We start from the raw sequence: 22,954 nt of genomic DNA, 5'->3' as shown, positions 1-22,954 counted from the left end.
GATCGGCAGCCCGCCGACTGGCTCGATGGCTGTGGTCGGGCACTGGCCTTGCGTACCGTCAGTTATTGCACTGAAAACGAGGGGTCCCCGGGACAACTATTCGCTCGGGATGCGGATGTTGGGGAACGCATCTGCGACTTCGTTGCGACCGACGTCGGCGTCGTACCAGCAAATCGTCCCCTCTTTCTCGTCGCGAGTCTGCTTGTGCGTACCGTCGCAGAAGGGCTGGGTCGCCGACAGGCCACAGCCGCAGATGAATTTCGTCTCGCCGCCAATGGTCACTGGATAGGGTTTGCTGCGCGTGCGCATCACCAGTCTTGTCATGATTGCCTCCGACGGGTTAGAAGCGGCAAAACGATCAACTCAGTATAGTCCGCGCTGCCCGGGACAACCGCCTGATACTCACCGCTCAAGCTCCGAAGATCGCGTCCTACTTAGGACGATGGAGTAAAGGCCCAGCAGCAACTCGGACTTATCAGCGCAGTCTGATCGAGCATCAACGCGCGCAAACCATGGCTGCCGACAAAGGGGCCTGCGCGACTTGACCTTGGAGGTCATTGCGGCGCCGCGCGCCGCGCGCGAGAGTGGCCCCATGACATCCGCTCTTCCCGTCCCTCGCTCCGGCTGGCCCACGCTGCTGCTGCTCTTGAGCGGCACCTTCATGGTGGTGCTCGATTTCTTCATCGTGAACGTCGCGCTGCCGTCGATCCAGCATGACCTGAAGGCCAGCGACAGCGCCCTGCAGCTGGTGGTCGCAGGCTACGGCCTCGCGAACGCGGCCGGGCTCATCACCGGCGGGCGGCTCGGCGATCTGTTCGGACGCCGCCGCATGTTCATGCTGGGCCTGCTGCTGTTCACGCTTGCCTCGGCCGCCTGTGGCCTGGCGCAGGGCACGACGACGCTCATTGCGGCGCGCATCGTGCAGGGCTTGGCCGGCGCCTTGCTGCAGCCGCAAGTGCTGGCGATGCTGGGCCTGGTCTTCACCGGCGAGGCGCGCGCCAAGGCTTTCGGCGCCTACGGCGTGGCGCTGGGCCTGGCTGCGGTGCTCGGCCAGCTGGTGGGCGGGCTGCTGATCCATGCCGACTTCGCGCAGCTGGGCTGGCGGATATGCTTTCTCATCAATGTGCCGATCGGCCTGGCCGGGTTGCTGTTCGGCCTGCGCTTTATTCCGCCTTTCGCGCCCGAGGCGCGCAGCCGGCTCGACGTGCCCGGCGCGCTGTGGGTCGCGCTGGCACTGGCCGCGGTGCTGTGGCCGCTGGTCGAAGGCCGGCAGCAGGGCTGGCCCCTGTGGAGCGTGCTCACGCTGATCGTCGCGCTGCCGCTGATCGCCGGGCTGGCGCTGCATCAACGCCGGCTGGAGCAGCGTGGCGGCAATCCGCTGATCGCGCCGGCGCTGTTCCGCCTGCCGGCTTTCGTTATCGGGCTGGGCGTGACGCTCGCGTTCTTTGCCGGCAATGCATCGTTCTACTTCGTGCTCGCGCTCTACCTGCAGCAGATCCTCGGGCTCGAGGCTCTGGCCTCGGGCCTGGTCTTCACGGTGCTTGCGGTGGGCTTCTTCGCGACCTCGATGACGGCGAAGAAGCTGGCCGCTCGGCTCGGTCCGCAAACGATCGCGATCGGCGCCTTGCTGCTGGCCGCGGGACACGGGCTGATGATCGCGGTCGTGCTGACGCACCCCGGCAGCGGGGCGGTGGCCTGGCTGCTGCCGGTGTTGTGCCTGCAGGGGGCAGGGCTCGGCATGATCATCGCGCCGCTGATGTCGGCGGTGCTGGCCAGCGTGCCCGCGGCCCATGCGGGCGTGGCGGCCGGCGTGGCTTCCACCGTGCAGCAGGTCGGCAACTCGCTCGGCGTGGCGCTGATCGGCATCCTGTTCTACGCGGGCTGGACGGAGCCGCGGCTCGCCTTCGTCGCCTCGACGGTCTACCTGCTGCTGCTCGCGCTGGCGGTGGCGGCGCTGTTCCAGCGGCTGCTGCGTGCGCCTCAGCCGGCAGAGGCGTCTTGCGCCGCGTAGTGCGCGCAGAGGGTATCGACCAGGGCCTGCGCATAGGTGGGAAGCGTGGCGCGGTCGCGGACCAGCAGGTAGCGCTCGCGCACGCACCACGGATCGCTGAGTTCGATCAACGCGAGCCGCATGCTCTCGAGATTGCGGCGCGCGGCCGACTCGGGCACCACGCCGATGCCCACGCCGCTGCCGATCATGCGGCACATGGCATCGAAGCCGCCGAGCTGGATGCGCAGCTTCTGGCTCTTGCCCAGGCTTTCAGTGATCTGCGCCAGGAAGGCGTGCAGCGTGCTGCCCTGCTGCATGCCGACGGCGTCCTCGTCCAGCGTCTCGGCAAAGGCGATGCGACGGCGCCGCGCGAAGCGGTGCTTGCGCGAGGTCACGAGCACCAGCCGGTCGGTACTGAAGTGGATCGCCTCCAGCCCCAGCGTGTCGACGCGCCCGGCGACGATGCCGATGTCGGCGCGGCCGTCGAGCACGCCGTGCGGGATCTGGGTGTTCGGTTTTTCCTGAAGGTCGATGTTGATCCGCGGGTGCCGGGCCAGGAAGCCGGGCAGGATCTCGGGCATGAAATCGCTGACCGCCGTGGTGTTGGCGAACACCCGCAGATGACCGCGCAGGCCCTCGCCGTACTCGGCCAGTTCGGAACGCAGCTGCCCGGCCTGGTGCAGCATCAGTCGCGCGTGGTGGAGAAAGGCCTCGCCCGGCGGCAGCAGGCGCACGCCGCGCGCTTCGCGCGACAGCAGCGCCAGCCCGGACTGCGCCTCCAGCGCCTTGATGCGCGCGCTGGCTGCGGCCAGCGACAGGTGCTGGCGTTCGGCCGCGCGCGTGAGGCTGCCCAGCTCCGCCGCGGCGACGAAAAGACGCAGGTCGGTCAGGTCGAAATGCATGGGTGCATCCTAGCAAGCCTTCGGAAATTCTGAAGGCTCCGTCTCGAAATCGAAGATTGCGCGCAGGAGCCGCCATGGCCACCATGCGGGTCTGGGCGTGGCTTGAACGCCCAAACGCAACGGAGACACAAATGAGCTTTCGCGCACTCGCGCTTCTTCTGGCTGCTGCTGCCGCGCTATGGCCGGTCGGGCACGCGGCCGCACAAACCGGCTATCCCTCGCGCCCGATCACGCTGGTCGTGCCGCAGGCGGCCGGCGGCACCAACGACATCGTCGGCCGCCTGGTCGGCCAGAAGATCGCCGAGGTGCTGGGCGCCAGCGTGGTGGTGGACAACCGGCCCGGCGCCGGCGGCAACATCGGCACACAGCTGGTGGCCAAGGCGCCGAAGGACGGCTACACGCTGCTCATGACCATCAGCAGCAGCCAGGCCATCAACCCCGCGCTCTACAAGAACCCGGGCTTCGATCCGGTCAAGGATTTCCGCCCCGTGGGCCTGATCGGCGCAGTGCCCAACGTGCTGCTGGTCAACCCGTCGTTCCCGGCCAGGTCGCTCGGCGAGCTGCTTGCGCTCGCGAAGCGCAAGGACGCGGCCTACCAGTACGCCTCGGCCGGCAACGGCACGCTCAACCACCTGCTCGGCGAGATGCTCAACAGCATGGCGGGCATCCAGCTGCAGCACGTGCCTTACAAGGGCGTGGCGCCCGCCATCAACGACGTGCTCGGCGGCCAGCTGCCGATCGTGTTCGCGAGCCTGCCCTCGGCGCTGCCGCACATCAAGGCCGGCAAGCTGCGCGCGTTGGCGGTGAGCGGCGACAAGCGCTCGCCGGTGCTGCCGGACGTGCCCGCCATCGCCGAATCGGTGCCGGGCTACAACGGCACGCTGTGGATCGGCCTGTTCGCACCGGCCGGCGTGCCGCAGGACGTGCTCGCCAAACTGCAGGACGCGACGCAGAAGGCCATGGTCGCGCCGGACCTGCGCGAAAAGCTCGACCAGCAGGGCGTCGAGATCGCGGCGCCGACCTCGCCCGAGCAGTTCACGAAGCTGCTGCAGGACGACATCGCCAAGTGGGCGCGGATCGTCAAGGCTTCCGGCGCCGCCGTGGATTGAACGCATGACCCTCTCTCAACACCCTTCAGTGATCGATGCCGAGGCATTGGCCCGCCTGCAGGCCTGGCAGGGCCGCAGCGAAACGCTGGCCGACGAGGTCACGGCCGCGCCGGTGCGCGCGCTGGCGGCCACGCTGGACCGCGACGATCCTGCCCCCGGGCAGGGCACGCGGCTGCCCGAGCTCTGGCACTGGCTCTACTTCCTGCCGCACCACCGTCAATCCGAGATCGGCCCCGACGGCCATGCCAAGCGCGGGGGCTTCCTGCCGCCGGTGCCGCTGCCGCGCCGCATGTGGGCCGGCGGTCGACTGGCGTGGGAGGCAGGCAATCCGCTCGTGGTCGGCGATGCGCTCGAACGTACATCGACCATCGCTTCGGTCTCGCACAAGGCAGGCCGCAGCGGCGAGCTGGTCTTCGTGTTGGTGCGCCACGAGGTCCGCAATGCGCGCGGCCTGGTGCTGACCGAGGAGCACGACATCGTCTACCGTGCAGCGCCGGCCGCGGGCGAAGCCGCGCCGCCGCCCATCCCGGCACCGAAGGACGCGGCATTCAGCCGCGAGATCGTGCCCGACGACGTGCTGCTGTTCCGTTATTCGGCGCTCACCTTCAACGGCCACCGCATCCACTACGACCGGCGCTACGTGACCGAGGTCGAGGGCTACCCGGGCCTGATCGTGCACGGCCCGCTGATCGCCACGCTGCTGGTCGACCTGCTGCGGCGCGAGAGGCCGCAGGCCACGTTGTCGAAGTTCGAGTTCCGCGCGGTGCGACCCACCTTCGACACCGCTTCCTTCCGCGTGCATGGCCGCCCCGAGGCCGACGGCAAGAGCTTCCGGCTGTGGGCTGAAGACGCCGACGGCTGGCTCGCGATGCAAGCCACCGCCACCCTGTCCTGAGAGCCCCATGAAAACCCAGATCCCCACCCCCGATGCGCATCAGGAGATGCGCGATGCCCTGCGCGCGCTCTGCGGCAGTTTCGATTCCGCCTACTGGCAGAAGGTCGATCACGAGCGCGGCTACCCCGAAGCCTTCGTGAACGCGCTGACCGAGGCCGGCTGGCTCGCCGCGCTGATCCCCGCCGACTACGGCGGCTCCGGCCTGGGCCTGGCCGAAGCCTCGGTGATCATGGAAGAGATCAACTTCGCCGGCGGCAACGCGGGCTCTTGCCACGGCCAGATGTACAACATGGGCACGCTGCTGCGCCACGGCAGCGAGGCGCAGAAGCGCCAGTACCTGCCGAAGATCGCGACCGGCGAGCTGCGCCTGCAGACCATGGCCGTGACCGAGCCCACCACCGGCACGGACACCACGCAACTCAAGACCACCGCGGTGAGGAAGGGCGACCGCTACGTGGTCAACGGTCAGAAGGTGTGGATCTCGCGCATCCAGCATTCCGATCTGATGATCCTCTTGGCGCGCACCACGCCGCTCGCGGAGGTGAAGAAGAAGTCGGAAGGCATGTCGATCTTCATCGTCGACCTGAAGCAGGCCATCGGCCGCGGCATGACCGTGCGGCCGATCCTCAACATGGTCAATCACGAGACCAACGAGGTCTTCTTCGACAACCTCGAGATCCCGGCCGAGAACCTGATCGGCGAGGAGGGCAGGGGCTTCAAGTACATCCTCGATGGGCTCAATGCCGAGCGCACGCTGATCGCGGCCGAGTGCATCGGCGATGCCTGGTGGTTCATCGATCGCGCGCGCCGCTACGCGAGCGACCGGCAGGTGTTCGGCCGCGCGATCGGCCAGAACCAGGGCATCCAGTTCCCGATCGCCGACAACTACATCGAGACCGAGGCGGCGAACCTCATGCGCTTCAAGGCCTGCGCGCTGTTCGACGCCGGCCAACCCTGCGGCGCCGAGGCCAACATGGCCAAGTACCTCGCGGCCAAGGCCTCGTGGGAGGCGGCCAACACCTGTCTGCAGACCCACGGCGGCTTCGGCTTCGCCTGCGAATACGACGTCGAGCGCAAGTTCCGCGAGACGCGGCTCTACCAGGTGGCACCGATCTCGACCAACCTCATCTATTCCTATGTGGCCGAGCACCTGCTGGGCTTGCCGCGCTCCTTCTGATCGGAGATCCGTCATGACACGACCTTTGGACGGCATCACCGTCGTCTCGCTCGAACACGCGATCGCGGCACCTTTGTGCACCCGCCAGCTGGCCGATCTCGGCGCTCGCGTGATCAAGGTGGAGCGGCCCGGCGGCGGCGACTTCGCGCGCGCCTACGACCAGCGCGTGGCCGGCGAGGCCTCGCACTTCATCTGGGTCAACCGCTCGAAGGAAAGTCTCACGCTCGACCTCAAGCAGCCGGCCGCGCAGGCCGTGCTGCAGGAGCTGGTCGCCGGCGCCGACGTGCTGGTGCAGAACCTCGCGCCCGGCGCCGCCGCACGCATGGGGCTCGGCGCGGAGGTGCTGCAGGCGAAGCATCCGTCGCTGATCGTCTGCGACATCTCGGGCTACGGCGAGGACGGGCCCTATCGCGACAAGAAGGCCTACGACCTGCTGATCCAGAGCGAGGCGGGCTTCCTGTCGATCACCGGCACGGCCGATGCGCCCTGCAAGTCGGGCAACTCGATCGCCGACATCGCGGCCGGCATGTATGCCTACACGGGCATCCTCGCGGCGCTGCTGCAGCGGGGCAAGACCGGCAAGGGTTCGCACATCGATGTGTCGATGCTGGAGTCGCTGGCCGAATGGATGGGCTACCCGATGTACTACGCCTACGACGGCGCGCCGCCGCCGCCGCGCAGCGCGGCCTCGCACGCCACCATCTACCCCTACGGCCCCTTCGCCGCGGGCGATGGCGGCACCGTGATGCTGGGCCTGCAGAACGAACGCGAATGGCGGGCCTTCTGCGAAGGCGTGCTGATGCAGGCCGGGCTCGCGACCGATCCGCGCTTCGACAGCAACGCCAAGCGCAATGCGAACCGCGAGGTCTTGCAGGCCCTGATCCTCGAGACCTTCGCCGCGCTGAGTACGGCGCAGGTGCTCGAACGCCTCGACGCGGCGCAGATCGCCAATGCGCGCATGAACGACATGGCGGGCCTCTGGCAGCACCCGCAGCTGCAGGCGCGCGAGCGCTGGCGCGAGGTCGAGTCGCCGGCCGGTGCCATTCCCGCGCTGCTGCCACCGGGCCGGCAGAGCGCCTTCGACTACCGCATGGATGCGATTCCGGCAGTCGGCGAGCACACCGAATCCATCCTGCGTTCGATGGGCCGCAGCGAGGCCGACATCCACGCACTGCGCGCCGCGGAGGCCATCTGACATGAGCACCGAATCCCTCGCACGCTTCGCCGCCGGGCTGCGCTTCACCGACATTCCGGCGCCCGTGATTCGCCGCACCGAAGACCTGCTGGTCGACTGGTTCGGCTCCGCGATCGCAGGGCACGGCGCACGGCCGGTCGAGACCATTGCCGCCTTCGCGCGCGAGATGGGGCCCGTGGGTGGCCGCAGCGAAGTGCTGGTGGGCCGCACGCGCACGAGCCCGTACTTCGCGGCCCTGGTCAATGCCGCGGCCTCGCACGTGGCCGAGCAGGACGACGTGCACAACGGCTCTGTGTTCCATCCGGCGACGGTGGTCTTCCCGGTCGCGCTGGCCTGGGCGCAGGCGCTGGGTGCCAGCGGCGAACGACTGCTCGCGGCGGCGGTCGCGGGCTACGAGGTCGGCATCCGCGTGGGCGAATTCCTCGGGCGTTCGCACTACAAGGTGTTCCACACGACCGGCACGGCCGGCACCCTTGCGGCAGCGGCCACGGCCGGCCATCTGCTGGGGCTCGACGCGACACGCATGCAGCATGCCTTCGGCTCGGCCGGCACGCAGTCGGCCGGGCTCTGGGAGTTCCTGCGCACCGCGGCTGATTCGAAGCAACTGCACACCGCGCATGCGGCCGCGGCCGGGCTGATGGCGGCGACGCTGGCGCGCGACGGCTTCACCGGCGCGCAGCAGATCCTCGAAGGCCCGCAGGGCATGGCCGCGGGGATGTCGCAGGATGCCGATCCAGAGCGGCTGGTCGATGGCCTGGGCACACGCTGGGCGCTGGCCGAGACCTCGTTCAAGTACCACGCCTCGTGCCGCCATACGCATCCGGCGGCCGATGCGCTGCTCGAAGTCATGCGCGCGAACGATCTGCGCGCGGAGAACCTGGCGCGCGTCACGACGCATGTGCACCAGGGCGCGATCGATGTGCTGGGGCCGGTGGTCGACCCGGCCACGGTGCACCAGTCCAAGTTCTCGATGGGTACCGTGCTCGCGCTGGTGGCGCGCTTCGGGCAGGCCGGGCTGGCCGAGTTCGACGCGCACTTCCGCGATGCCGAAACAGTGGCGCTGCGCGACTGCGTGCAGATGGTGCTCGATCCGGAGGTGGACGGTGCCTACCCGAAGCGCTGGATCGGCAAGGTCACGGTGCACACGAACGACGGCCGCGTGCTGCAGGGCCGCGTCGACGAACCCAAGGGCGACCCCGGCAACACGCTCTCCCGCGAGGAGATCACGGCCAAGGCGCTGCGGCTCGCGGCCTACAGCGGCGGCGCCAGCGAGGCGGAGATGCACGACGCCATCGAGCGGCTCTGGGACGTGGCGCGTGCGCCCTCGGTCGGCATGCTGCTGGGAGCGTCTTCATGAAGGCTGCAACACCGCTCGCATTGGCGCGTACCTTCCTCTTCGTGCCGGCCGACCGGCCCGAGCGCCATGCGCGTGCGCTGGCTTCGGGCGCCGGCGCTGTGATCGTCGATCTCGAAGATGCGGTGGCGCCCGAGCGCAAGGCGGCGGCGCGCGAGCAGCTCGCCCGCAGCCATGCGGCGCTGTCCGCTGGCGAGCGCAGCCGCCTGTTCGTGCGCGTCAATCCGTCAGGCACGGCCTGGCACGACGAAGACTGCGCGCTCGTGGCGCAGCTGTCGCGGCAAGGGCTCGCCGGCGTGGTGCTGCCCAAGGCCGAGCGTGCCGAAGAACTCGCAGCGCTGGTCGCGACGGTCGGGCCGCAGGGCGTGCTCGTGCCGTTGATCGAATCGGCCGCCGGGCTCGCCGCGCTCGATGCGCTCGCGAACGCAGCGCAGGTGCTTCGGCTTGCCTTCGGCCATCTGGACTTCCAGGCCGATCTCGGTCTGGCCTGCGAAGCCGACGAGGCCGAATTGGTGCCGGTGCGCCTTGCGCTGGTGCTGGCTTCGCGCCGCGCCGGGCTCGCAGCACCGATCGACGGCGTGTCGCCCGACTGGCGCGATCGGGAGCGGCTCCAGCTCGATTGCGCACGCGCGCGGCGCGGTGGCTTCGGCGCCAAGCTCTGCATCCATCCCGAGCAGGTGGGGCCGGTGCATGCGGCCCTCGGCCCGAGCGCCGAGCAACTGGCCTGGGCGCGGCGCGTGAACGAGGCCATGCAGTCCGCCGGCGGTGGCGTGATCAGCCTGGACGGCCGCATGGTCGACGCGCCCGTGCTGCGGCTCGCGCAACGCCTGCTCGCGCTGGAAGCGCAGGGCGCGGTCTGAATCCGGTTTTTATCGACATCAGGAGACGACGACATGGAACTGAAATCCAAAGTTCTGCTTTGCGCATCGCTGGCCGCAGGCCTGCTGGGAATGCAATCGCCCGCTGCGGCCCAGGCCGCGTGGCCCGACAAGCCCATCACGATGGTGGTGCCTTACTCGGCCGGCGGTCCGACCGACGTGGTGGCCCGCATGCTGGCGATCCCGATGGGCAAGTCGCTCGGGCAGACGGTGGTGGTCGAGAACACGGTCGGCGCCGGCGGCACCATCGCGCCCGCGCGGGTCGCGAAGGCGAAGCCCGACGGCTACACCATCCTGATCCATCACATGGGCATGGCCACCGCGCCTGCGCTCTACAAGAAGCTGTCCTATGACCCGCTCAAGGACTTCGAGTACATCGGGCAGGTGATGGACGTGCCGATGACGCTGCTGTCGCGCAAGGACTTCCCGGCCAACAACTTCAAGGAGCTGCTGACCTACGTGAAGGCCAACAAGGACAAGGTCTCGCTTGCCAATGCCGGCATCGGCGCCGTCTCGCAGCTGTGCGGCCTGCTGTTCGCGAGCCAGATCGGCGTCGACCTGACGACCGTGCCCTACAAGGGCGCCGGCCCGGCGCTCAACGACCTCATGGGCGGCCAGGTCGACCTCCTGTGCGACCAGACCACGCAGACGGCGCCGGTCATCAAGGACGGCAACCGCGTCAAGGTGTTCGGCGTGACCACGCCCAAGCGCCTGGCCAGCATGCCCGACATCCCGACGCTCGACGAGCAGGGACTCAAGGGCTTCGACGTGCGCGTGTGGCACGGCATCTACGCGCCCAAGGGCACGCCGGCCGCCGTGACCGGGAAGCTCAACGTCGCCCTGCGCGCGGCCCTGCAGGACGAGGTGGTCAAGCAGCGCCTGGCCGACCTGAGTTCGGAGATCGTGCCCATGGACAAGGTCACGCCCGAGGCGCTGCGCAGCCACCTCGCGGCCGAGACCGCCAAGTGGGGCAAGGTGATCCGCGCCGCCGGCATCCAAGGCGAGTGAGAACCTTAGGCCTCAATCGCCGAACTCGACGAACACGGGCTGGTGGTCGGATGCGCGCGTGGCCAGGTCGACCTCGATGCGGCGCACGCGCGGCGCCAGGCCGTCGCTGACGAAGACGAAGTCGTAGCTCACCGGATCGGGGCCGTACCTGCGGTCGAAGAGCCGGAAGGTGGGTGCGTGGGGGGCATTGCCGTGCACCAGCGGCCACGCATCCCGCAGGCGCTCGCGCAGCGTCGCGTGCGCCGGGTCCGATGCGCCCATGTTGAAGTCGCCGCAGAGGATGACTTCTTTCGTATGCAGCTTGGGCTGGAAGGGGCCCTCGTAGTCGGCCTTCGGCGGCGCTGCGGCCTGTTCGCAGGCCTCGGCGTGCAATGCGAGCAGGGCCCTTGCCTGCGCCGTGCGCTGCTTCGACGAGTAGTACTCGAGGTGCGTGGTCATCACGCGCAGGGGCCCGAGTTCGGGGCTGGTCAGCGTGAGCACGGTGCACATGCGCGGCATGCTGGTCACGTCCGGGTCGGCCGGCCAGGGCAGCGGGTGGTGCTGGACCCGGGACACCGGCAGGCGGGTCGCGATCACGTTGCCGAAACGCTGGCGCCGGCCCTCGGGGTCGAACTCGTCCACCGCGGCACCGAAGAAGAGCTGAAAGCCCGGCAGCAGCGCGCTGAGCTCGGCCGGCTGGTCGCCCGGGCCGCCGGGCATGGCGCCATAGCCCGATGCGATCTCCTGCAGGCACAGGACGTCGAAGTCGCCCATGGCGCGCGCGCCCTCGACGATGCGCTGCGGGCTCACGACGCCGTCGAGGCCGCAGCACCATTGGGTGTTCCAGGTCACGAGTTTCATTGGATGCCTGCCTTCCTTCTGTTCGAACGCGGTATATGGACGGCTTGTGACACCCCGTTGCATTGAGGGGTCAGTGTTTTCCTGAGCCGGTGGCTGCGCGAAACTTCGCTACAGTGAACAGCGCCTGTTCAGGCTCGTCAACATAAGGAACATCATGAGCAAAAGAGTCGCATACGTCACCGGGGGCATGGGAGGCATCGGAACCGCCATTTGCCAGCGCCTGCACAAGGATGGTTTCACGGTCATCGCCGGCTGCGGTCCCACGCGGGACCATGCCAAGTGGCTGGCCGAGCAGAAAGCCGAGGGCTACGAGTTCCACGCGTCGGTCGGCAATGTCGGCGACTGGCAGTCGACGGTCGAGGCCTTCACCAAGGCCAAGGCCGAACACGGCAGCATCGACGTGCTGGTCAACAACGCCGGCATCACGCGGGACCGCATGTTCCTCAAGATGACGCCCGAGGACTGGAGCGCGGTGATCGAGACCAACCTCAACAGCATGTTCAACGTCACCAAGCAGGTGGTCGCGGACATGGTCGAAAAGGGCTGGGGCCGCATCATCAACATCAGCTCGGTCAACGGCGCCAAGGGCCAGGCCGGCCAGACCAACTACTCGGCCGCCAAGGCCGGCATGCACGGCTTCACGATGGCGCTGGCGCAGGAGCTGGCGGCCAAGGGCGTGACGGTGAACACCGTGAGCCCGGGCTACATCGGCACCGACATGGTCAAGGCGATCCGCCAGGAAGTGCTCGACAAGATCGTGGGCACGATCCCCGTCAAGCGGCTCGGCGAGCCCAGCGAGATCGCTTCCATCATCGCGTGGCTCGCGACCGACGAAGGCGGCTACTCGACGGGCGCCGACTTCTCGGTCAACGGCGGCCTGCACATGCACTGAGGCGCCGACGCTTCGGCCAGTTGCAAAAAGACCCGCCACGGCGGGTCTTTTTGTTTCCGGCGACGATGCTTGCGGTCACGTCCTACTGCGCCAGCCTCCGCCGCACGACAAGGTCACAGCCCATGGATGCCACCTCCACCCTCGGCACGCAGGAGCGCACGGCCTGCGAGGTGCACACGGTCCGCTTCCACTTGAACGGCGTCGCGCGCACGGTGCGGCTCGAGGCCTGGACCACGCTGCTGGACCTGCTGCGCGAGCACTGCGGCCTGACCGGCACCAAGAAGGGCTGCGACCATGGGCAGTGCGGCGCCTGTACGGTGCTGGTGGACGGCCGCCGGATCAACGCCTGTCTCGCGCTCGCGGTGATGCAGGAGGGCGCGACGATACAGACCATCGAGGGGCTGGCGCACGGCGACCTTCTGCATCCGCTGCAGCAGGCCTTCGTCGACCACGATGCTTTTCAGTGCGGCTACTGCACGCCGGGCCAGATCTGCTCGGCGGTCGGCCTGCTGCGCGAGGGCCATGCGCAGAACGAAGACGACGTGCGCGAACAGATGAGCGGCAACCTCTGCCGTTGCGGCGCCTATCCGAACATCGTCAGGGCGGTGGTCGAAGTGCTGGGGCATCAGCAGTCCGGTGCGTGGAAAGCCGTGCGATGAATCCTTTCGAGTACCACCGCGCCACCGATGCGGCCGACGCGCTGCGCTCCATTGGCGGCGTGGACGGCGCGCGCTTCATCGCCGGCGGCACCAATCTGCTCGACCTCATGAAGGAAGGCGTCGCCCGGCCTGCGCGGCTGGTCGACATCACGCACCTGCCGCTGCGCGAGGTGCGCGTCACCGAACGCGGCGGCCTCCACGTGGGCGCGCTGGTGCGCAATGCCGACCTGGCCTGGCATCCGGAAGTGCAGCGCCGCTATCCCCTGCTGGCGGAGGCGCTGCTGGCCGGCGCCTCGCCGCAGCTGCGCAACATGGCGACCGTCGGCGGCAACCTGCTGCAGCGCACGCGCTGCTACTACTTCTACGACATCGTCACGCCGTGCAACAAGCGCGCGCCGGGCAGCGGCTGCCCGGCGATCGAGGGGCTGAATCGCATCCACGCGATCCTCGGCGCCAGCGAGCAGTGCGTTGCGGTGCATCCTTCGGACATGTGCGTCGCGCTGGCGGCGCTCGAAGCGGTGGTTCACGTGCAGGGGCCGCAGGGCGAACGCTCCATCGCCATGGCCGACTTCCATCGGCTGCCCGGCGATGCACCGGAGCGCGATACGACGCTGGCCGCGGACGAACTGGTCATCGCGCTCGAGCTGCCGCCCGATCCCTTCGCTCGCCATTCCTGCTATCTCAAGCTGCGCGACCGGCGCTCCTACGCTTTCGCGCTGGTGTCCGCGGCCTGCGCGCTCGACATCGCGCAGGGGCGCATCCGGTCGGCGCGCATCGCGCTCGGCGGTGTGGCCCACAAGCCCTGGCGCCGGTGCGAAGCCGAGGCGCTGCTGGCCGGCCAGGTGCCCGGTGTCGCCGCGTTCGAGGCAGCGGCGGCCGTGCTGGTCGAGGGCGCGCGGGCGCTGGAGCACAACGGCTTCAAGATCGAACTGGCGCGCCGTACCGTCGTGCGTGCGCTGCTGCAGGCGGCCGGCATGGAGGCGGGTGCGTGACGGCACAAGCCGGATTGCCCTTCGGGGCGCCGGTGGCGCGTGTCGACGCTCGGGCCAAGGTGACGGGTGCGGCCCGCTACGCCGCCGAGCATCCGGCCGAGGGCCTGCTCTATGGCGTGGTGGTGCCGAGCCCGATCGCGCGCGGCCGCATCCGTTCCATCGACAGCCGCGCGGCGCGCGCCGTGCCGGGCGTGATCGAGGTGCTGACCCACGAGAACCGGCCGCCCATGGCACGCTTCGATCTGCTGCACAAGGACATGGATGCGCCCGGCGGCTCGCCGTTCCGGCCGCTGCACGATGCGCAGATCCACTCCGACGCGCAGCCGGTGGCGCTGGTCGTGGCGGTGAGCTTCGAGGCCGCGCGCCATGCGGCGCGGCTGATCGAGGTGCACTGCGCCGCCGAGCGGCCGCGCAGCGACATGCAGCGGCTGGCGATCGAGGCCCGCAAGCCGAGCCGCCTCAAGTTCGGCTACCAGGTCGCGCCCAAGGTGCGCGGCGAACCGGAAGATGCCTGGGACGAAGCGCCGGTCAAGATCGAGGCGCGCTACCGCTCGCCGGCCGAGTTTCACAACCCCATGGAAACGCATGCCAGCACGGCGATCTGGGAGGGCGAAGGGCGGCTCACGATCTACGACAAGACGCAGGGCGCGCAGAACAGCCGCGCCTACCTGGCGCGCGTGCTGAAGCTGCGCAAGCGCGATGTGCGCGTGCTGTGTCCCTTCGTGGGCGGGGCCTTCGGGTCGGGGCTGCGGCCCGGCTACCAGCTGGTGCTGGCCGCGATGGCGGCGCTGACGCTGCGGCGCACGGTGCGCGTGGTGCTCACGCGCCAGCAGATGTTCAGCTTCGGCCATCGGCCCGAGACCCTGCAGACGCTGAAGCTGGCCTGCGATACCGAAGGGCGGCTGCGCTCCGTCGTGCACGAGGCGGTGTCGGAGACTTCGCGCAATGAGGACTACGTCGAGAACATCGTCAGCTGGACGGGTCTGCTCTACGACACGCCGAACCTGCGGCTGGCCCATCGCGTGGTCGAGCTCGACCGTTTCACGCCGACCGACATGCGCGCACCCGGCGCGGCCCAAGGGGTTTATGCGCTCGAAAGCGCGATGGACGAACTGGCGCATGCCGTCGGCCTGGACCCGCTGGCCCTGCGCCTGCGCAACTACACCGAGACCGAGCCCGGAAGCGGCAAACCCTTCTCGAGCAAGGCGTTGCGCGAATGCTATGCGCGCGGCGCGGAGCGCTTCGGCTGGTCGCGCCGAGAGCCCGAGCCGCGCTCGATGCGTGACGGCCGCACGCTGATCGGCTGGGGCATGGCCACCGGCGTGTGGGACGCGATGCAGATCCACGGCGCCGCACGCGCCGTGCTGCGGGTCGACGGCACGCTGGAGGTCGGCAGCGCCACCACCGACATCGGCACCGGCACCGGCACCGTGATGTCGCAGATCGCAGCGGCGACCTTGGGCCTGCCGCTTGCCAAGGTGGACTTCAGCCTCGGCGATTCGAGCCTGCCGCTGGCGCCGGTCCAGGGGGGCTCCTTCACCGTGGCCACCATCGGCACGGCGGTTCAGGCCGCCTGCCTCAAGATCGCGGCCAAGCTGCTCCTCATGGCGCGTGCGCAAGGCGATACGCCGCTGCGCCAGCCGCGGTTGAAGGATGTCGAATTCGTCAACGGCCTGGTGCGGCTGCGCGTGGATCCCTCGCGTTCCATCAGCCTGCGCGAGCTGATGCAGCGCGCCGGTGCGGCCCAGATCGAAGCCAAGAGCCTCGCATTGCCCAATCTCATGAAGCAGCGCAAGTACGCGCGCGCCACGCATTCGGCGGTGTTCGCCGAGGTGCGCGTGGATGAAGAGCTGGGCAGCGTGCACGTCACGCGCGTCGTCAGCGCGGTGGCGGCCGGACGCATCGTCAATCCGAGAACGGCCACCAGCCAGATCGAGGGCGGCGTGGTCTGGGGCATCGGCATGGCGCTGCACGAGGAGGGTCTCGTCGATCACCGTTTGGGCCGCGTGATGAACCACAGCCTGGCCGAATACCACCTGGCTGCCAACGCCGACGTCGGGGAGATCGAGGTGATCTTCGTCGACGAGCAGGACGAGGTCGTCAATCCGCTGGGCGTCAAGGGCGTCGGGGAGATCGGCATCGTGGGCGTCGCGGCGGCCGTGGGCAACGCGATCTTCCATGCGACGGGGCGCCGCGTGTACAGCCTGCCGATCACGCTCGACAAGGTGCTGGGACTGGATTGACGGCGCGCTGAAAGGTGCAGGTGCGTTGGCGTCGATCTTGCAAAATGCAGCGATGCCCCACAGCGTCTCCCTGATCAATACCGTTGCGGCCGGTCTCGGCCTGGCGCTGGTACTCGGCTTCCTGGCGGCGCGGCTTCGGCTGCCGGCGCTGGTGGGCTACCTGCTCGCGGGCGTGATCATCGGCCCGTTCACCCCGGGCTTCGTGGCGGATGCGGAGATCGCCGCGCAGCTGGCCGAGATCGGCGTGATGCTGCTGATGTTCGGCGTCGGCCTGCATTTCTCGCTCGACGATCTGCTCGCGGTGCGCAAGATCGCATTGCCCGGCGCGATCGTGCAGATGGCGGTGGCCACGCTGCTTGGTGGCGCATTGGCCACGTGGTGGGGCTGGAGCCTGGGCGGCGCACTGGTGTTCGGGCTCGCCTTGTCGGTGGCGAGCACGGTGGTGCTGCTGCGCGCGCTCGAAAGCCTGGGGCTCCTCGATTCCTTCACCGGCCGCATCGCGGTCGGCTGGCTGGTGGTGGAAGACCTCGCGATGGTGCTGGTGCTCGTGCTGCTGCCGCCGCTGGCCGGCGTGATGGGCGGCAAGACGGCCGTGGCCGACGCTGCGCCGGTCTGGCAGACGCTGGGCCTCACGCTGCTGCAGGTGGGTGGTTTCGTGGTGCTGATGCTGGTGGTGGGGCGGCGCGTGTTCCCGTGGATCCTGTGGCAGGTCACGCGCACCGGTTCGCGCGAACTCTTCACGCTGTGCGTGGTGGCGGCCGCGGTCAGCATCGCCTTCGCATCGGCGGCGCTGTTCGGCGTGTCCTTCGCGCTCGGCGCCTTCTTCGCGGGGATGGTGATGCGCGAATCCGAGTTCAGTCATCGGGCGGCGCAGGAATCGCTGCCCCTGCGCGACGCCTTTGCCGTCCTGTTCTTCGTCTCGGTCGGCATGTTGTTCAACCCGGCCGTGCTGATCGAACGCCCGCTGCAGGTGTTGGCGGTCGTGGGGGTGATCGTGGTGGGCAAGTCCGTGGCGGCCTGCGCGCTGGTGCTGCTGTTGCGCTATCCCTTGAGCACGGCGCTCACGGTGAGCGCGAGCCTGGCGCAGATCGGCGAGTTCTCATTCATCCTGGCTGCGCTCGGCGTCTCGCTCGGGCTGCTGCCGGCCGAGGGCCAGAGCCTGCTGCTGGCCGGCGCGCTGATCTCCATCGCCACCAATCCGCTGTGGTTCAGCCTGATCGGTCCGCTGCAGAAATGGCTGCATGCGCGTTCATCCCTTGCGCGCAGCCTGACGCTGCGCGACGACCCGTTGGCCGAGCTGCCGGTGAGCACCGAGGCGAAGTACCTGTCGCGCCACGTCGTGCTGGTCGGTTATGGCCGCGTGGGGCGGCGCATTGCCGCCGAGCTGGCAGCCCACGATGTTCCCTTCGTGGTGGCGGAGCAGAACCGCGAACTGGTGGAGAAGCTGCGCGCCGAGGGGCTGGCGGCCGTCTGGGGCGATGCGGCCGATCCCGCGGTGCTGATCCAGGCGCATGTGGCGCGGGCCCGCGTGCTCGTGGTCGCCGTCGCCGATGCGATGAATGTGCGGCAGATGATCGAGACCGCGCGCACGCTCAACCCCGCGATCGAGACCGTGATCCGCAGCCACAACGAGGAGGAGGCGCGGCTGCTCTCGGAGGAGGTGGAGGCCACCGTGTTCCTCGGCGAGCACGAGCTTGCGCAGTCGATGGCGCGCGCCGTGCTCAGCCGCGCCGCGCCGGCCTGAGACCTGGTTCAGAGGTCCTCGATCACCAGCCTGCAGTAGCGCTCGGCGATCGAATAGGGCACCGTACGCACCACCTCCATCAGGCGCTCGGCCGCGGCCCTGTTCTCGGTCTTGACCAGGAGGCCGGTGTGGCCGTCGCGCGCGAGCTTGGTGTAGGCGCGCACGGTGGCGCCGTCGGTGCCGGCCGAGGGCAGCGGGTTGTCCGCGTCCCTGACCGTGGGCGAGATCTGGGCCAGCATGGTCTTGGGAGGGATCAGGTAGACCTCGTCGCCGCTGAAGCCGTTCTCGATCAGCTGGTGTCCGACTCGGCTCGCGTCCTCGGCATTGGGAAACATCACCATGGAGTGGCCGGTCGGATAGAAGGCCCCTCCGAAGGCGGCGACCATGTGGGGGTCGAGGGTGAAATGCTTCATGTCTCCTCCTTGGCACGGCGGTGTTGTTGAGGTGCATTCAGCTTAGGCATGGCGGCACCCGGGCGCTGTAGGAAAAGCTTGGCAGGTGCAAATTACCCACATTCAGACTATTGAGGGTATTCAAGACTTGCCAATTTAATTACCGTTCATCACATTTGAGACGAAACGTGAAGTTTTGGCTAGGTGTTGTAACGCGCGTTGAATAGGATCGATGAGTTCACTCGATGACCCCCTCCTAAACTCATGTCGCAATTGCGAAATATCGCGCTCACCGTGCACGAACTCGAAGAGGGCGAGTTCTATTGGGTATTGATGGAGGGCACCGACTACGCGATGGAAGAAGCGCTTCCATACCTGCCGCTCGAGGCTGCGAGCGATCCGCAAGCGACTTACGCCAATGCATTGGTGGCAGGGATTGCGGCGATAAGAAAACTGTTCGGCAAGGACGGGCCGCGCGCCTGAGGCGGCGTACCCAGACCCAGAGGAAAGCATGCGGAAATTCGGAGCGGCGGTCGCCGCGCTCACTGTCGCACTGGTGGTCGTCGGCTGGTTCAACCGTCCTGCGACCTCGACCGAATGGGCGGCATGGGTCCAGACACTGGGCGTTCTTGCCGCGATCCTGTGGGCGCTGCGGCTGCAGGCCCTGGCCTCGAAGCAGAGCCTGCGGCAGGCCGGTCAGGTGGCGGCGATCTTCGCCACCAACATGCACTGGGTCTTCAGGGAGCTGAACGACGCCTGCGGCAAGCGCAGCTGGCCCGACTACACGGTGAATCGCCGCATCCTCGATGAAATCCTGGCGCAGGGTCGCGAGGTGACGCTGCAATTGCTCGACGGGCGCTCGCTGGCGATGGTGAGCAGCTTGCGCGCGATCGCGGTCGAGGCGCTCGAAATGACCGCGCCCCATACGGAGGGCGGCAACTGGTCCCACCTGCAGCTCTATTTCGACAAGCGCCTGCCCAGCATCGCGGCCTGGCTGTCGGCGACCGGTCATCCACCCGAGAGCAGCGGGCCGACCGACTATGTGGGGCTTCGCACCTCCTTCGGGCAGCTCGGCGGCCGCTGACCGCTGAAGAAGGAGGAAGCGCCGTCCGTTCAGGACGTGACGTGCTCGCTCATCGAGGGCCACCATCGGCGCCACCACGGGCGTTTCGGTTCGGGCGCCGCGGCGCTGGCCATCAGCTCGGCTGCCATCGAGGCGCGCACGCGTTCGCGCAAGGCAGTCTCGTAAGCGTGCGCGGGCGCTCGCGCGTTGCGGTCTCCGCGCAATGCCAGGCGTCGCCAGGCATGGGCGTGTTCAGCGAGCTCCGCATCGCTCAGGTCATCGGGGTGGGGCAATTGCTGCGTCATGCTGACGAGATTGTGCCGCGCTCCCGGGCCGCCGGCATTCTTTCAGCGAGGCCGAGTGGCCTGCGGCCAACGCCGCATGAAAAAACCGGGCTCGCGGCCCGGTTTGTCGTCTCGAGTGCAGCCGATTACAGCGCAAGCTGGTCGATGCCGCGCGCTGCGGCGCGGGCTTCGGCGCGCACGGTGGCACGGTCAACCGTGCTGGCGAGCACCGGCGCCACGCCTTGCGCATAGCCTTCCGCGTACGGGTTGGCGCTGCGGGCGGCGGCGACGGCTTCGGCTCGCACGCCGGCACGGTCGGTCGAGGCGGTCAGCGCCGGCGCGATGCGGGACGAGACGCCTTCGGCGTACGGGTTCTCGCTGCGTGCGGCAGCCACCGCTTGGGCCCTCACGTCGGCACGGCTGTTGGCCGACACCAGCGAATGCACGCCTTCATAGGTTTCGGCTTGGGCGCCAGCGGCAGCAAGAAGCGAGAGAGCGGCGGCGGCAATGATCTTCGAGGTCTTCATTTCAATTTCCTTCAATGGTTTGGATGATGATTTCGAACCGGTCTTGGGTGGGGCGCCGTCCCTTCGGGGGCGGCCACCTCGCTCGGTGCCCTGTTCATCCAGAACAGTGAATGGCTGCTCTGTGGGGATGAAGTTTGCGCCCGAAATCTAGGTGGAAACCCTGCCAAATGGAATTGCGGTGTTTTCGTTCCGGCAACAATCCGGACGCGGCACCCCGATCCGGATCGGGCAATTGGACCCAGAGAAGGCTGCGCGGAAGGACGAAGAAGGCCCTCAGCGCTTGTCGGGCGACTGGTTCGCGGGGAGCTTGCGTCCGAGCAGTCGGGTCAGCGCATCCAGTTCGCGTGCGAGCCGTATCGCTTCTGCGCGCGCGCTTTCATCACCCTGCTTCATGTGCAGCAGGTGCTGCTCGTAGGCGTCCGAGAGTTGCGTCCATCGCTCGAAGGATGCGTCGATAGGCGTCACCGAATCCTGCATGGCTGCCTCTATTTCATGGCGCTCGGGCCATTTCGATGGTTATCTCCTGCTCCACGAAAGACTACACAAAGCGCCGGACCCTTTCCATGGCAGGGGCGGGCCTTGCGCGCCGCATTCGGCACTACTTCATGCTTTTGCCGGTTTCGCGAACGCGTGAAATGGATCACGAAAGAAGTTAACCTGTAAGTACTACATGTAATTACAATTGGCTACATGGACATACGCTCCGAGACAAACCACGGTCGGTCTCTTCGCCGTGCCTGCCTGGCAGCACATGTCCTATAGCGTGCTCCAGCGCGTGGCCAAGGGTCCTCTGCCGATGGTCTTCACTGCGGCAGAGGACATCGAGAGCCTGCGCATCCTGAAGGACGGGGGCTGGGTCAAGGTCACGTTCTCGGCGCCGCCGGGACGGGCGGGCACGGCCACCGTGACGGAACTGACCCCTCTGGGTCGTTTCGCGATGCAGTTCGTGCAACCCGACAAGGACAAGCCATGAGAGTCATTGTCTGCATTCTGGCCAGCATCTCGGTCTTTGCCGCTTGCGTCGGCGGGTGGTGGTTCTATTGGCCGATCTGGCAGGTCCAATCACAGGTGAAAACCAGGCTGCCGGAACCCCGCTTCGCCGTGTTCTCCGGCGTGACCTACAACAAGAGCACGGGCACGGGCTGCGGCTACGTGCATGCCGACGACCGCAGCGGCCGCTTGTCCGGCCGAACGCATTTCATTCTGTTGCCCGACGGCGACGTGAGGTTCGACCCGAAGGACCCGATCCGCGGCAACACGGTGCAGCAGCTCGAGAGCCTTCGAAAGCACGCGGACTACCTGGCCCTGGTCTACGACCGCTGCCCGCCGGCTTGAGTGCTTCGCAGCGCCGCTTCTAGGCGCCGCTTGCCGCGACCCGTGGTGCAGGCGCGACCGGGTTGTCGACGAGCTTCAGCTCGACGAGCTGGGACGCCTGGCGCAGTGCGTCGCGCAGTTGCTCGAGGCTGAAGGGCTTGCACAGCCAGACGGCGCTGTGCAGAGGTCCGTCCGGCGCCTTTCTGCCCGTGGCAAAAATGACCGGCAGCTTGCAACGAGACTGCAACTTGCCGGCCAGTTCCAGCCCGGACAAGGCCGGCAGGCCGACGTCGACCATCAGCACGTCGAACGCGCCTTCGAGGAAGCGGGTGAGCGCACCCTCGGCGCTGCGGACGCCGGTCGCCCAGTGGCCCAGGAGTTCCAGGGCCTCGAGCGCGGCTTCCAGCACATCGGGATCGTCTTCGACCACCAGCACCCGCAAGCTGCAAGCATTGGGCGAGCATGCGGTTGAGGGGGCCATCTGCGATCTCTCGGGACGTTGGGATCGGGAGCATCGTCCTGCGCCGAGGGGCGGACTGTAGGAACGCGCCGCGATCAGATGCCCGCCTCTGGTGTATGGCGATACAGGGCGCAACACATGGAAAAGCACAGCATGTCCTCCGACGCGGCCGATGACGGCTTGCACGTCATGATGCCGACGTCATTCTTCCTCCCATGCCTGCGCCATGAAGATCGCGACCTTCAACGTCAACGGTGTCAACGGCCGTCTCCCGCGCCTGCTGGAATGGCTGGCCGAGTCGAGGCCGGACGTGGCCTGCCTGCAGGAGCTCAAGTCGCCCGACGAGAATTTTCCAGCGGCCGCGATTCGCGCAGCGGGCTACGGCGTCGTGTTTCATGGCCAGCGTTCGTGGAACGGCGTGGCCATCCTCGCGCGCGGCCGGGAGCCGATCGAAACCGGCCGCGGCCTGGACAGCGAAGACAGCCAGAGCCGCTACCTCGAAGCCGTGGTCGGCGGCGTGGTCGTCGGCTGCCTGTACTTGCCCAACGGCAATCCCCAGCCCGGCCCCAAGTTCGACTACAAGCTCGAATGGTTCGGACGGCTCGAAGTGCATGCGCGCAAGCTCTACGCCTGCGGGCTGCCGGCGGTGCTGGCCGGGGACTTCAACGTGGTGCCTACCGATGCCGACATCTACAACCCCGCCTCGTGGCGCGACGATGCGCTGCTGCAGCCGGAGGCTCGTGCCGCCTTCGCGCGCCTCTTGAAGCAGGGCTGGACCGACGCGATCCGCGCGCGCCATCCGAACGAGGCGATCTACACCTACTGGGACTACTGGCGCAACCGCTGGCCGCGCAACGCGGGCCTTCGCATTGACCACCTGCTGCTCAATGCGGAGCTCGCGCCCTTGCTGATCGATGCGAACGTGGATCGCGAGGTGCGTGGCCGGGCTGGTGCCAGCGATCACGCGCCGGCCTGGGTCGAACTCGATCTGCCCTCGATCGGGCTCTCCGACAAGAGCTGAAGCAGCGATGCGCTC

The 22,954-nt window shown here is 68.1% G+C and carries 26 protein-coding genes; 18 read left to right on the top strand and 8 right to left on the bottom strand.

Features of this window, described 5'->3' with window-relative positions; genetic code table 11:
* Window positions 1–96: 96 nt before the first annotated feature.
* The gene (locus ACSQ9I_RS19090) at window positions 97–324 is read right to left on the bottom strand and encodes a CDGSH iron-sulfur domain-containing protein (protein ID WP_093112001.1); all 228 of its coding nucleotides are present in this window, start codon (window positions 322–324) and stop codon (window positions 97–99) included.
* A 268-nt stretch (window positions 325–592) separates the two neighbouring features.
* Here ACSQ9I_RS19090 and ACSQ9I_RS19085 point away from each other — a divergent pair, with 268 nt between their 5' ends.
* Entirely contained in the window at window positions 593–2,011 is a 1,419-nt protein-coding gene (locus ACSQ9I_RS19085; RefSeq protein WP_436314112.1) for an MFS transporter, read from the top strand.
* On the opposite strand, the gene ACSQ9I_RS19080 is transcribed toward ACSQ9I_RS19085, so the two are convergent.
* Window positions 1,981–2,892 (bottom strand): LysR substrate-binding domain-containing protein, encoded by a 912-nt coding sequence (locus ACSQ9I_RS19080; RefSeq protein WP_436294518.1) that lies wholly within the window; start codon window positions 2,890–2,892, stop codon window positions 1,981–1,983. The genes ACSQ9I_RS19085 and ACSQ9I_RS19080 overlap by 31 nt on opposite strands.
* A gap of 131 nt (window positions 2,893–3,023) precedes the next feature.
* On the opposite strand from ACSQ9I_RS19080, the gene ACSQ9I_RS19075 reads away from it, so the two are divergent.
* The 7 genes from ACSQ9I_RS19075 (at window position 3,024) to ACSQ9I_RS19045 (ending at window position 10,508) form a co-directional block, all read left to right on the top strand.
* Complete coding sequence (locus ACSQ9I_RS19075; protein ID WP_093112004.1) at window positions 3,024–4,001, top strand: tripartite tricarboxylate transporter substrate binding protein; 978 nt, start codon at window positions 3,024–3,026, stop codon at window positions 3,999–4,001.
* 4 nt (window positions 4,002–4,005) lie between these two features.
* Window positions 4,006–4,896, top strand: coding sequence for an FAS1-like dehydratase domain-containing protein (locus tag ACSQ9I_RS19070; protein WP_436314111.1), 891 nt, complete (start codon window positions 4,006–4,008; stop codon window positions 4,894–4,896).
* 7 nt (window positions 4,897–4,903) lie between these two features.
* The gene (locus ACSQ9I_RS19065; protein WP_436304588.1) at window positions 4,904–6,073 is read left to right on the top strand and encodes an acyl-CoA dehydrogenase family protein; all 1,170 of its coding nucleotides are present in this window, start codon (window positions 4,904–4,906) and stop codon (window positions 6,071–6,073) included.
* 13 nt (window positions 6,074–6,086) lie between these two features.
* Window positions 6,087–7,268, top strand: coding sequence for a CaiB/BaiF CoA transferase family protein (locus ACSQ9I_RS19060; RefSeq protein WP_436314110.1), 1,182 nt, complete (start codon window positions 6,087–6,089; stop codon window positions 7,266–7,268).
* A gap of 1 nt (window position 7,269) precedes the next feature.
* Complete coding sequence (locus ACSQ9I_RS19055) at window positions 7,270–8,625, top strand: MmgE/PrpD family protein (protein ID WP_436314109.1); 1,356 nt, start codon at window positions 7,270–7,272, stop codon at window positions 8,623–8,625.
* Window positions 8,622–9,482, top strand: coding sequence for an HpcH/HpaI aldolase/citrate lyase family protein (locus ACSQ9I_RS19050; RefSeq protein ID WP_436309359.1), 861 nt, complete (start codon window positions 8,622–8,624; stop codon window positions 9,480–9,482). The genes ACSQ9I_RS19055 and ACSQ9I_RS19050 overlap by 4 nt, the downstream gene beginning before the upstream one ends.
* Before the next feature lie 90 nt (window positions 9,483–9,572).
* On the top strand, window positions 9,573–10,508 hold the full coding sequence (locus ACSQ9I_RS19045; RefSeq protein ID WP_436315781.1) for a tripartite tricarboxylate transporter substrate-binding protein: 936 nt from the start codon (window positions 9,573–9,575) through the stop codon (window positions 10,506–10,508).
* Between the two features lie 12 nt (window positions 10,509–10,520).
* On the opposite strand, the gene ACSQ9I_RS19040 is transcribed toward ACSQ9I_RS19045, so the two are convergent.
* A complete protein-coding gene (locus ACSQ9I_RS19040) occupies window positions 10,521–11,348 on the bottom strand; it encodes an endonuclease/exonuclease/phosphatase family protein (protein ID WP_436314108.1) in 828 nt (275 codons plus the stop codon).
* Window positions 11,349–11,502: 154 nt separating this feature from the next.
* Between ACSQ9I_RS19040 and phbB the strand changes: the two genes are divergently transcribed.
* The 5 genes from phbB to ybaL all read left to right on the top strand — a co-directional run bounded on the left by phbB (window position 11,503) and on the right by ybaL (window position 17,878).
* Window positions 11,503–12,240 carry an acetoacetyl-CoA reductase gene (phbB, locus tag ACSQ9I_RS19035; RefSeq protein WP_214697806.1) on the top strand — a complete coding sequence of 246 codons (738 nt, stop codon included), beginning with the start codon at window positions 11,503–11,505 and terminating at the stop codon, window positions 12,238–12,240.
* Between the two features lie 122 nt (window positions 12,241–12,362).
* On the top strand, window positions 12,363–12,899 hold the full coding sequence (locus ACSQ9I_RS19030; RefSeq protein ID WP_436304583.1) for a (2Fe-2S)-binding protein: 537 nt from the start codon (window positions 12,363–12,365) through the stop codon (window positions 12,897–12,899).
* Entirely contained in the window at window positions 12,896–13,891 is a 996-nt protein-coding gene (locus ACSQ9I_RS19025) for an FAD binding domain-containing protein (protein ID WP_436304582.1), read from the top strand. Before ACSQ9I_RS19030 ends, ACSQ9I_RS19025 begins: the two co-directional genes overlap by 4 nt.
* Complete coding sequence (locus ACSQ9I_RS19020; RefSeq protein WP_436314107.1) at window positions 13,888–16,134, top strand: xanthine dehydrogenase family protein molybdopterin-binding subunit; 2,247 nt, start codon at window positions 13,888–13,890, stop codon at window positions 16,132–16,134. The genes ACSQ9I_RS19025 and ACSQ9I_RS19020 overlap by 4 nt, the downstream gene beginning before the upstream one ends.
* A 52-nt stretch (window positions 16,135–16,186) precedes the next feature.
* On the top strand, window positions 16,187–17,878 hold the full coding sequence (ybaL, locus tag ACSQ9I_RS19015) for a YbaL family putative K(+) efflux transporter (RefSeq protein ID WP_436314106.1): 1,692 nt from the start codon (window positions 16,187–16,189) through the stop codon (window positions 17,876–17,878).
* Between the two features lie 8 nt (window positions 17,879–17,886).
* On the opposite strand, the gene ACSQ9I_RS19010 is transcribed toward ybaL, so the two are convergent.
* On the bottom strand, window positions 17,887–18,291 hold the full coding sequence (locus ACSQ9I_RS19010; protein WP_436304579.1) for a hypothetical protein: 405 nt from the start codon (window positions 18,289–18,291) through the stop codon (window positions 17,887–17,889).
* A 273-nt stretch (window positions 18,292–18,564) separates the two neighbouring features.
* Between ACSQ9I_RS19010 and ACSQ9I_RS19005 the strand changes: the two genes are divergently transcribed.
* Together ACSQ9I_RS19005 and ACSQ9I_RS19000 are read left to right on the top strand one after the other, a co-directional pair.
* Window positions 18,565–18,753 carry a hypothetical protein gene (locus ACSQ9I_RS19005; RefSeq protein WP_244503896.1) on the top strand — a complete coding sequence of 63 codons (189 nt, stop codon included), beginning with the start codon at window positions 18,565–18,567 and terminating at the stop codon, window positions 18,751–18,753.
* Between the two features lie 28 nt (window positions 18,754–18,781).
* Window positions 18,782–19,354 carry a hypothetical protein gene (locus ACSQ9I_RS19000; RefSeq protein WP_436294506.1) on the top strand — a complete coding sequence of 191 codons (573 nt, stop codon included), beginning with the start codon at window positions 18,782–18,784 and terminating at the stop codon, window positions 19,352–19,354.
* Between the two features lie 29 nt (window positions 19,355–19,383).
* Here the strand turns inward: ACSQ9I_RS19000 and ACSQ9I_RS18995 are convergent, their stop codons facing one another.
* The 3 genes from ACSQ9I_RS18995 to ACSQ9I_RS18985 form a co-directional block, all read right to left on the bottom strand.
* A complete protein-coding gene (locus tag ACSQ9I_RS18995) occupies window positions 19,384–19,638 on the bottom strand; it encodes a hypothetical protein (RefSeq protein ID WP_436294505.1) in 255 nt (84 codons plus the stop codon).
* Between the two features lie 125 nt (window positions 19,639–19,763).
* The gene (locus ACSQ9I_RS18990) at window positions 19,764–20,144 is read right to left on the bottom strand and encodes a helicase SNF2 (protein WP_436314105.1); all 381 of its coding nucleotides are present in this window, start codon (window positions 20,142–20,144) and stop codon (window positions 19,764–19,766) included.
* A gap of 273 nt (window positions 20,145–20,417) precedes the next feature.
* On the bottom strand, window positions 20,418–20,621 hold the full coding sequence (locus tag ACSQ9I_RS18985) for a hypothetical protein (RefSeq protein WP_436314104.1): 204 nt from the start codon (window positions 20,619–20,621) through the stop codon (window positions 20,418–20,420).
* A 274-nt stretch (window positions 20,622–20,895) separates the two neighbouring features.
* Between ACSQ9I_RS18985 and ACSQ9I_RS18980 the strand changes: the two genes are divergently transcribed.
* Together ACSQ9I_RS18980 and ACSQ9I_RS18975 are read left to right on the top strand one after the other, a co-directional pair.
* Window positions 20,896–21,117, top strand: a complete 222-nt coding sequence (locus ACSQ9I_RS18980) for a hypothetical protein (protein ID WP_093108238.1) — start codon at window positions 20,896–20,898, stop codon at window positions 21,115–21,117.
* Entirely contained in the window at window positions 21,114–21,479 is a 366-nt protein-coding gene (locus tag ACSQ9I_RS18975; RefSeq protein ID WP_093108236.1) for a hypothetical protein, read from the top strand. The genes ACSQ9I_RS18980 and ACSQ9I_RS18975 overlap by 4 nt, the downstream gene beginning before the upstream one ends.
* 19 nt (window positions 21,480–21,498) lie before the next feature.
* Here ACSQ9I_RS18975 and ACSQ9I_RS18970 read toward each other — a convergent pair whose 3' ends face one another.
* Window positions 21,499–21,894, bottom strand: a complete 396-nt coding sequence (locus ACSQ9I_RS18970; RefSeq protein WP_436294580.1) for a response regulator — start codon at window positions 21,892–21,894, stop codon at window positions 21,499–21,501.
* A gap of 250 nt (window positions 21,895–22,144) precedes the next feature.
* Between ACSQ9I_RS18970 and ACSQ9I_RS18965 the strand changes: the two genes are divergently transcribed.
* Entirely contained in the window at window positions 22,145–22,939 is a 795-nt protein-coding gene (locus ACSQ9I_RS18965) for an exodeoxyribonuclease III (RefSeq protein WP_436314103.1), read from the top strand.
* Window positions 22,940–22,954: the final 15 nt, after the last annotated feature.

It is taken from the genome of Variovorax sp. LjRoot84, from assembly GCF_964254305.1.
Classification (GTDB): Bacteria; Pseudomonadota; Gammaproteobacteria; order Burkholderiales; family Burkholderiaceae_C; genus Variovorax.
The sequence above is the reverse complement of the archived record's forward strand: the minus strand, read 5'-3'. Positions and strand labels throughout refer to the sequence as shown.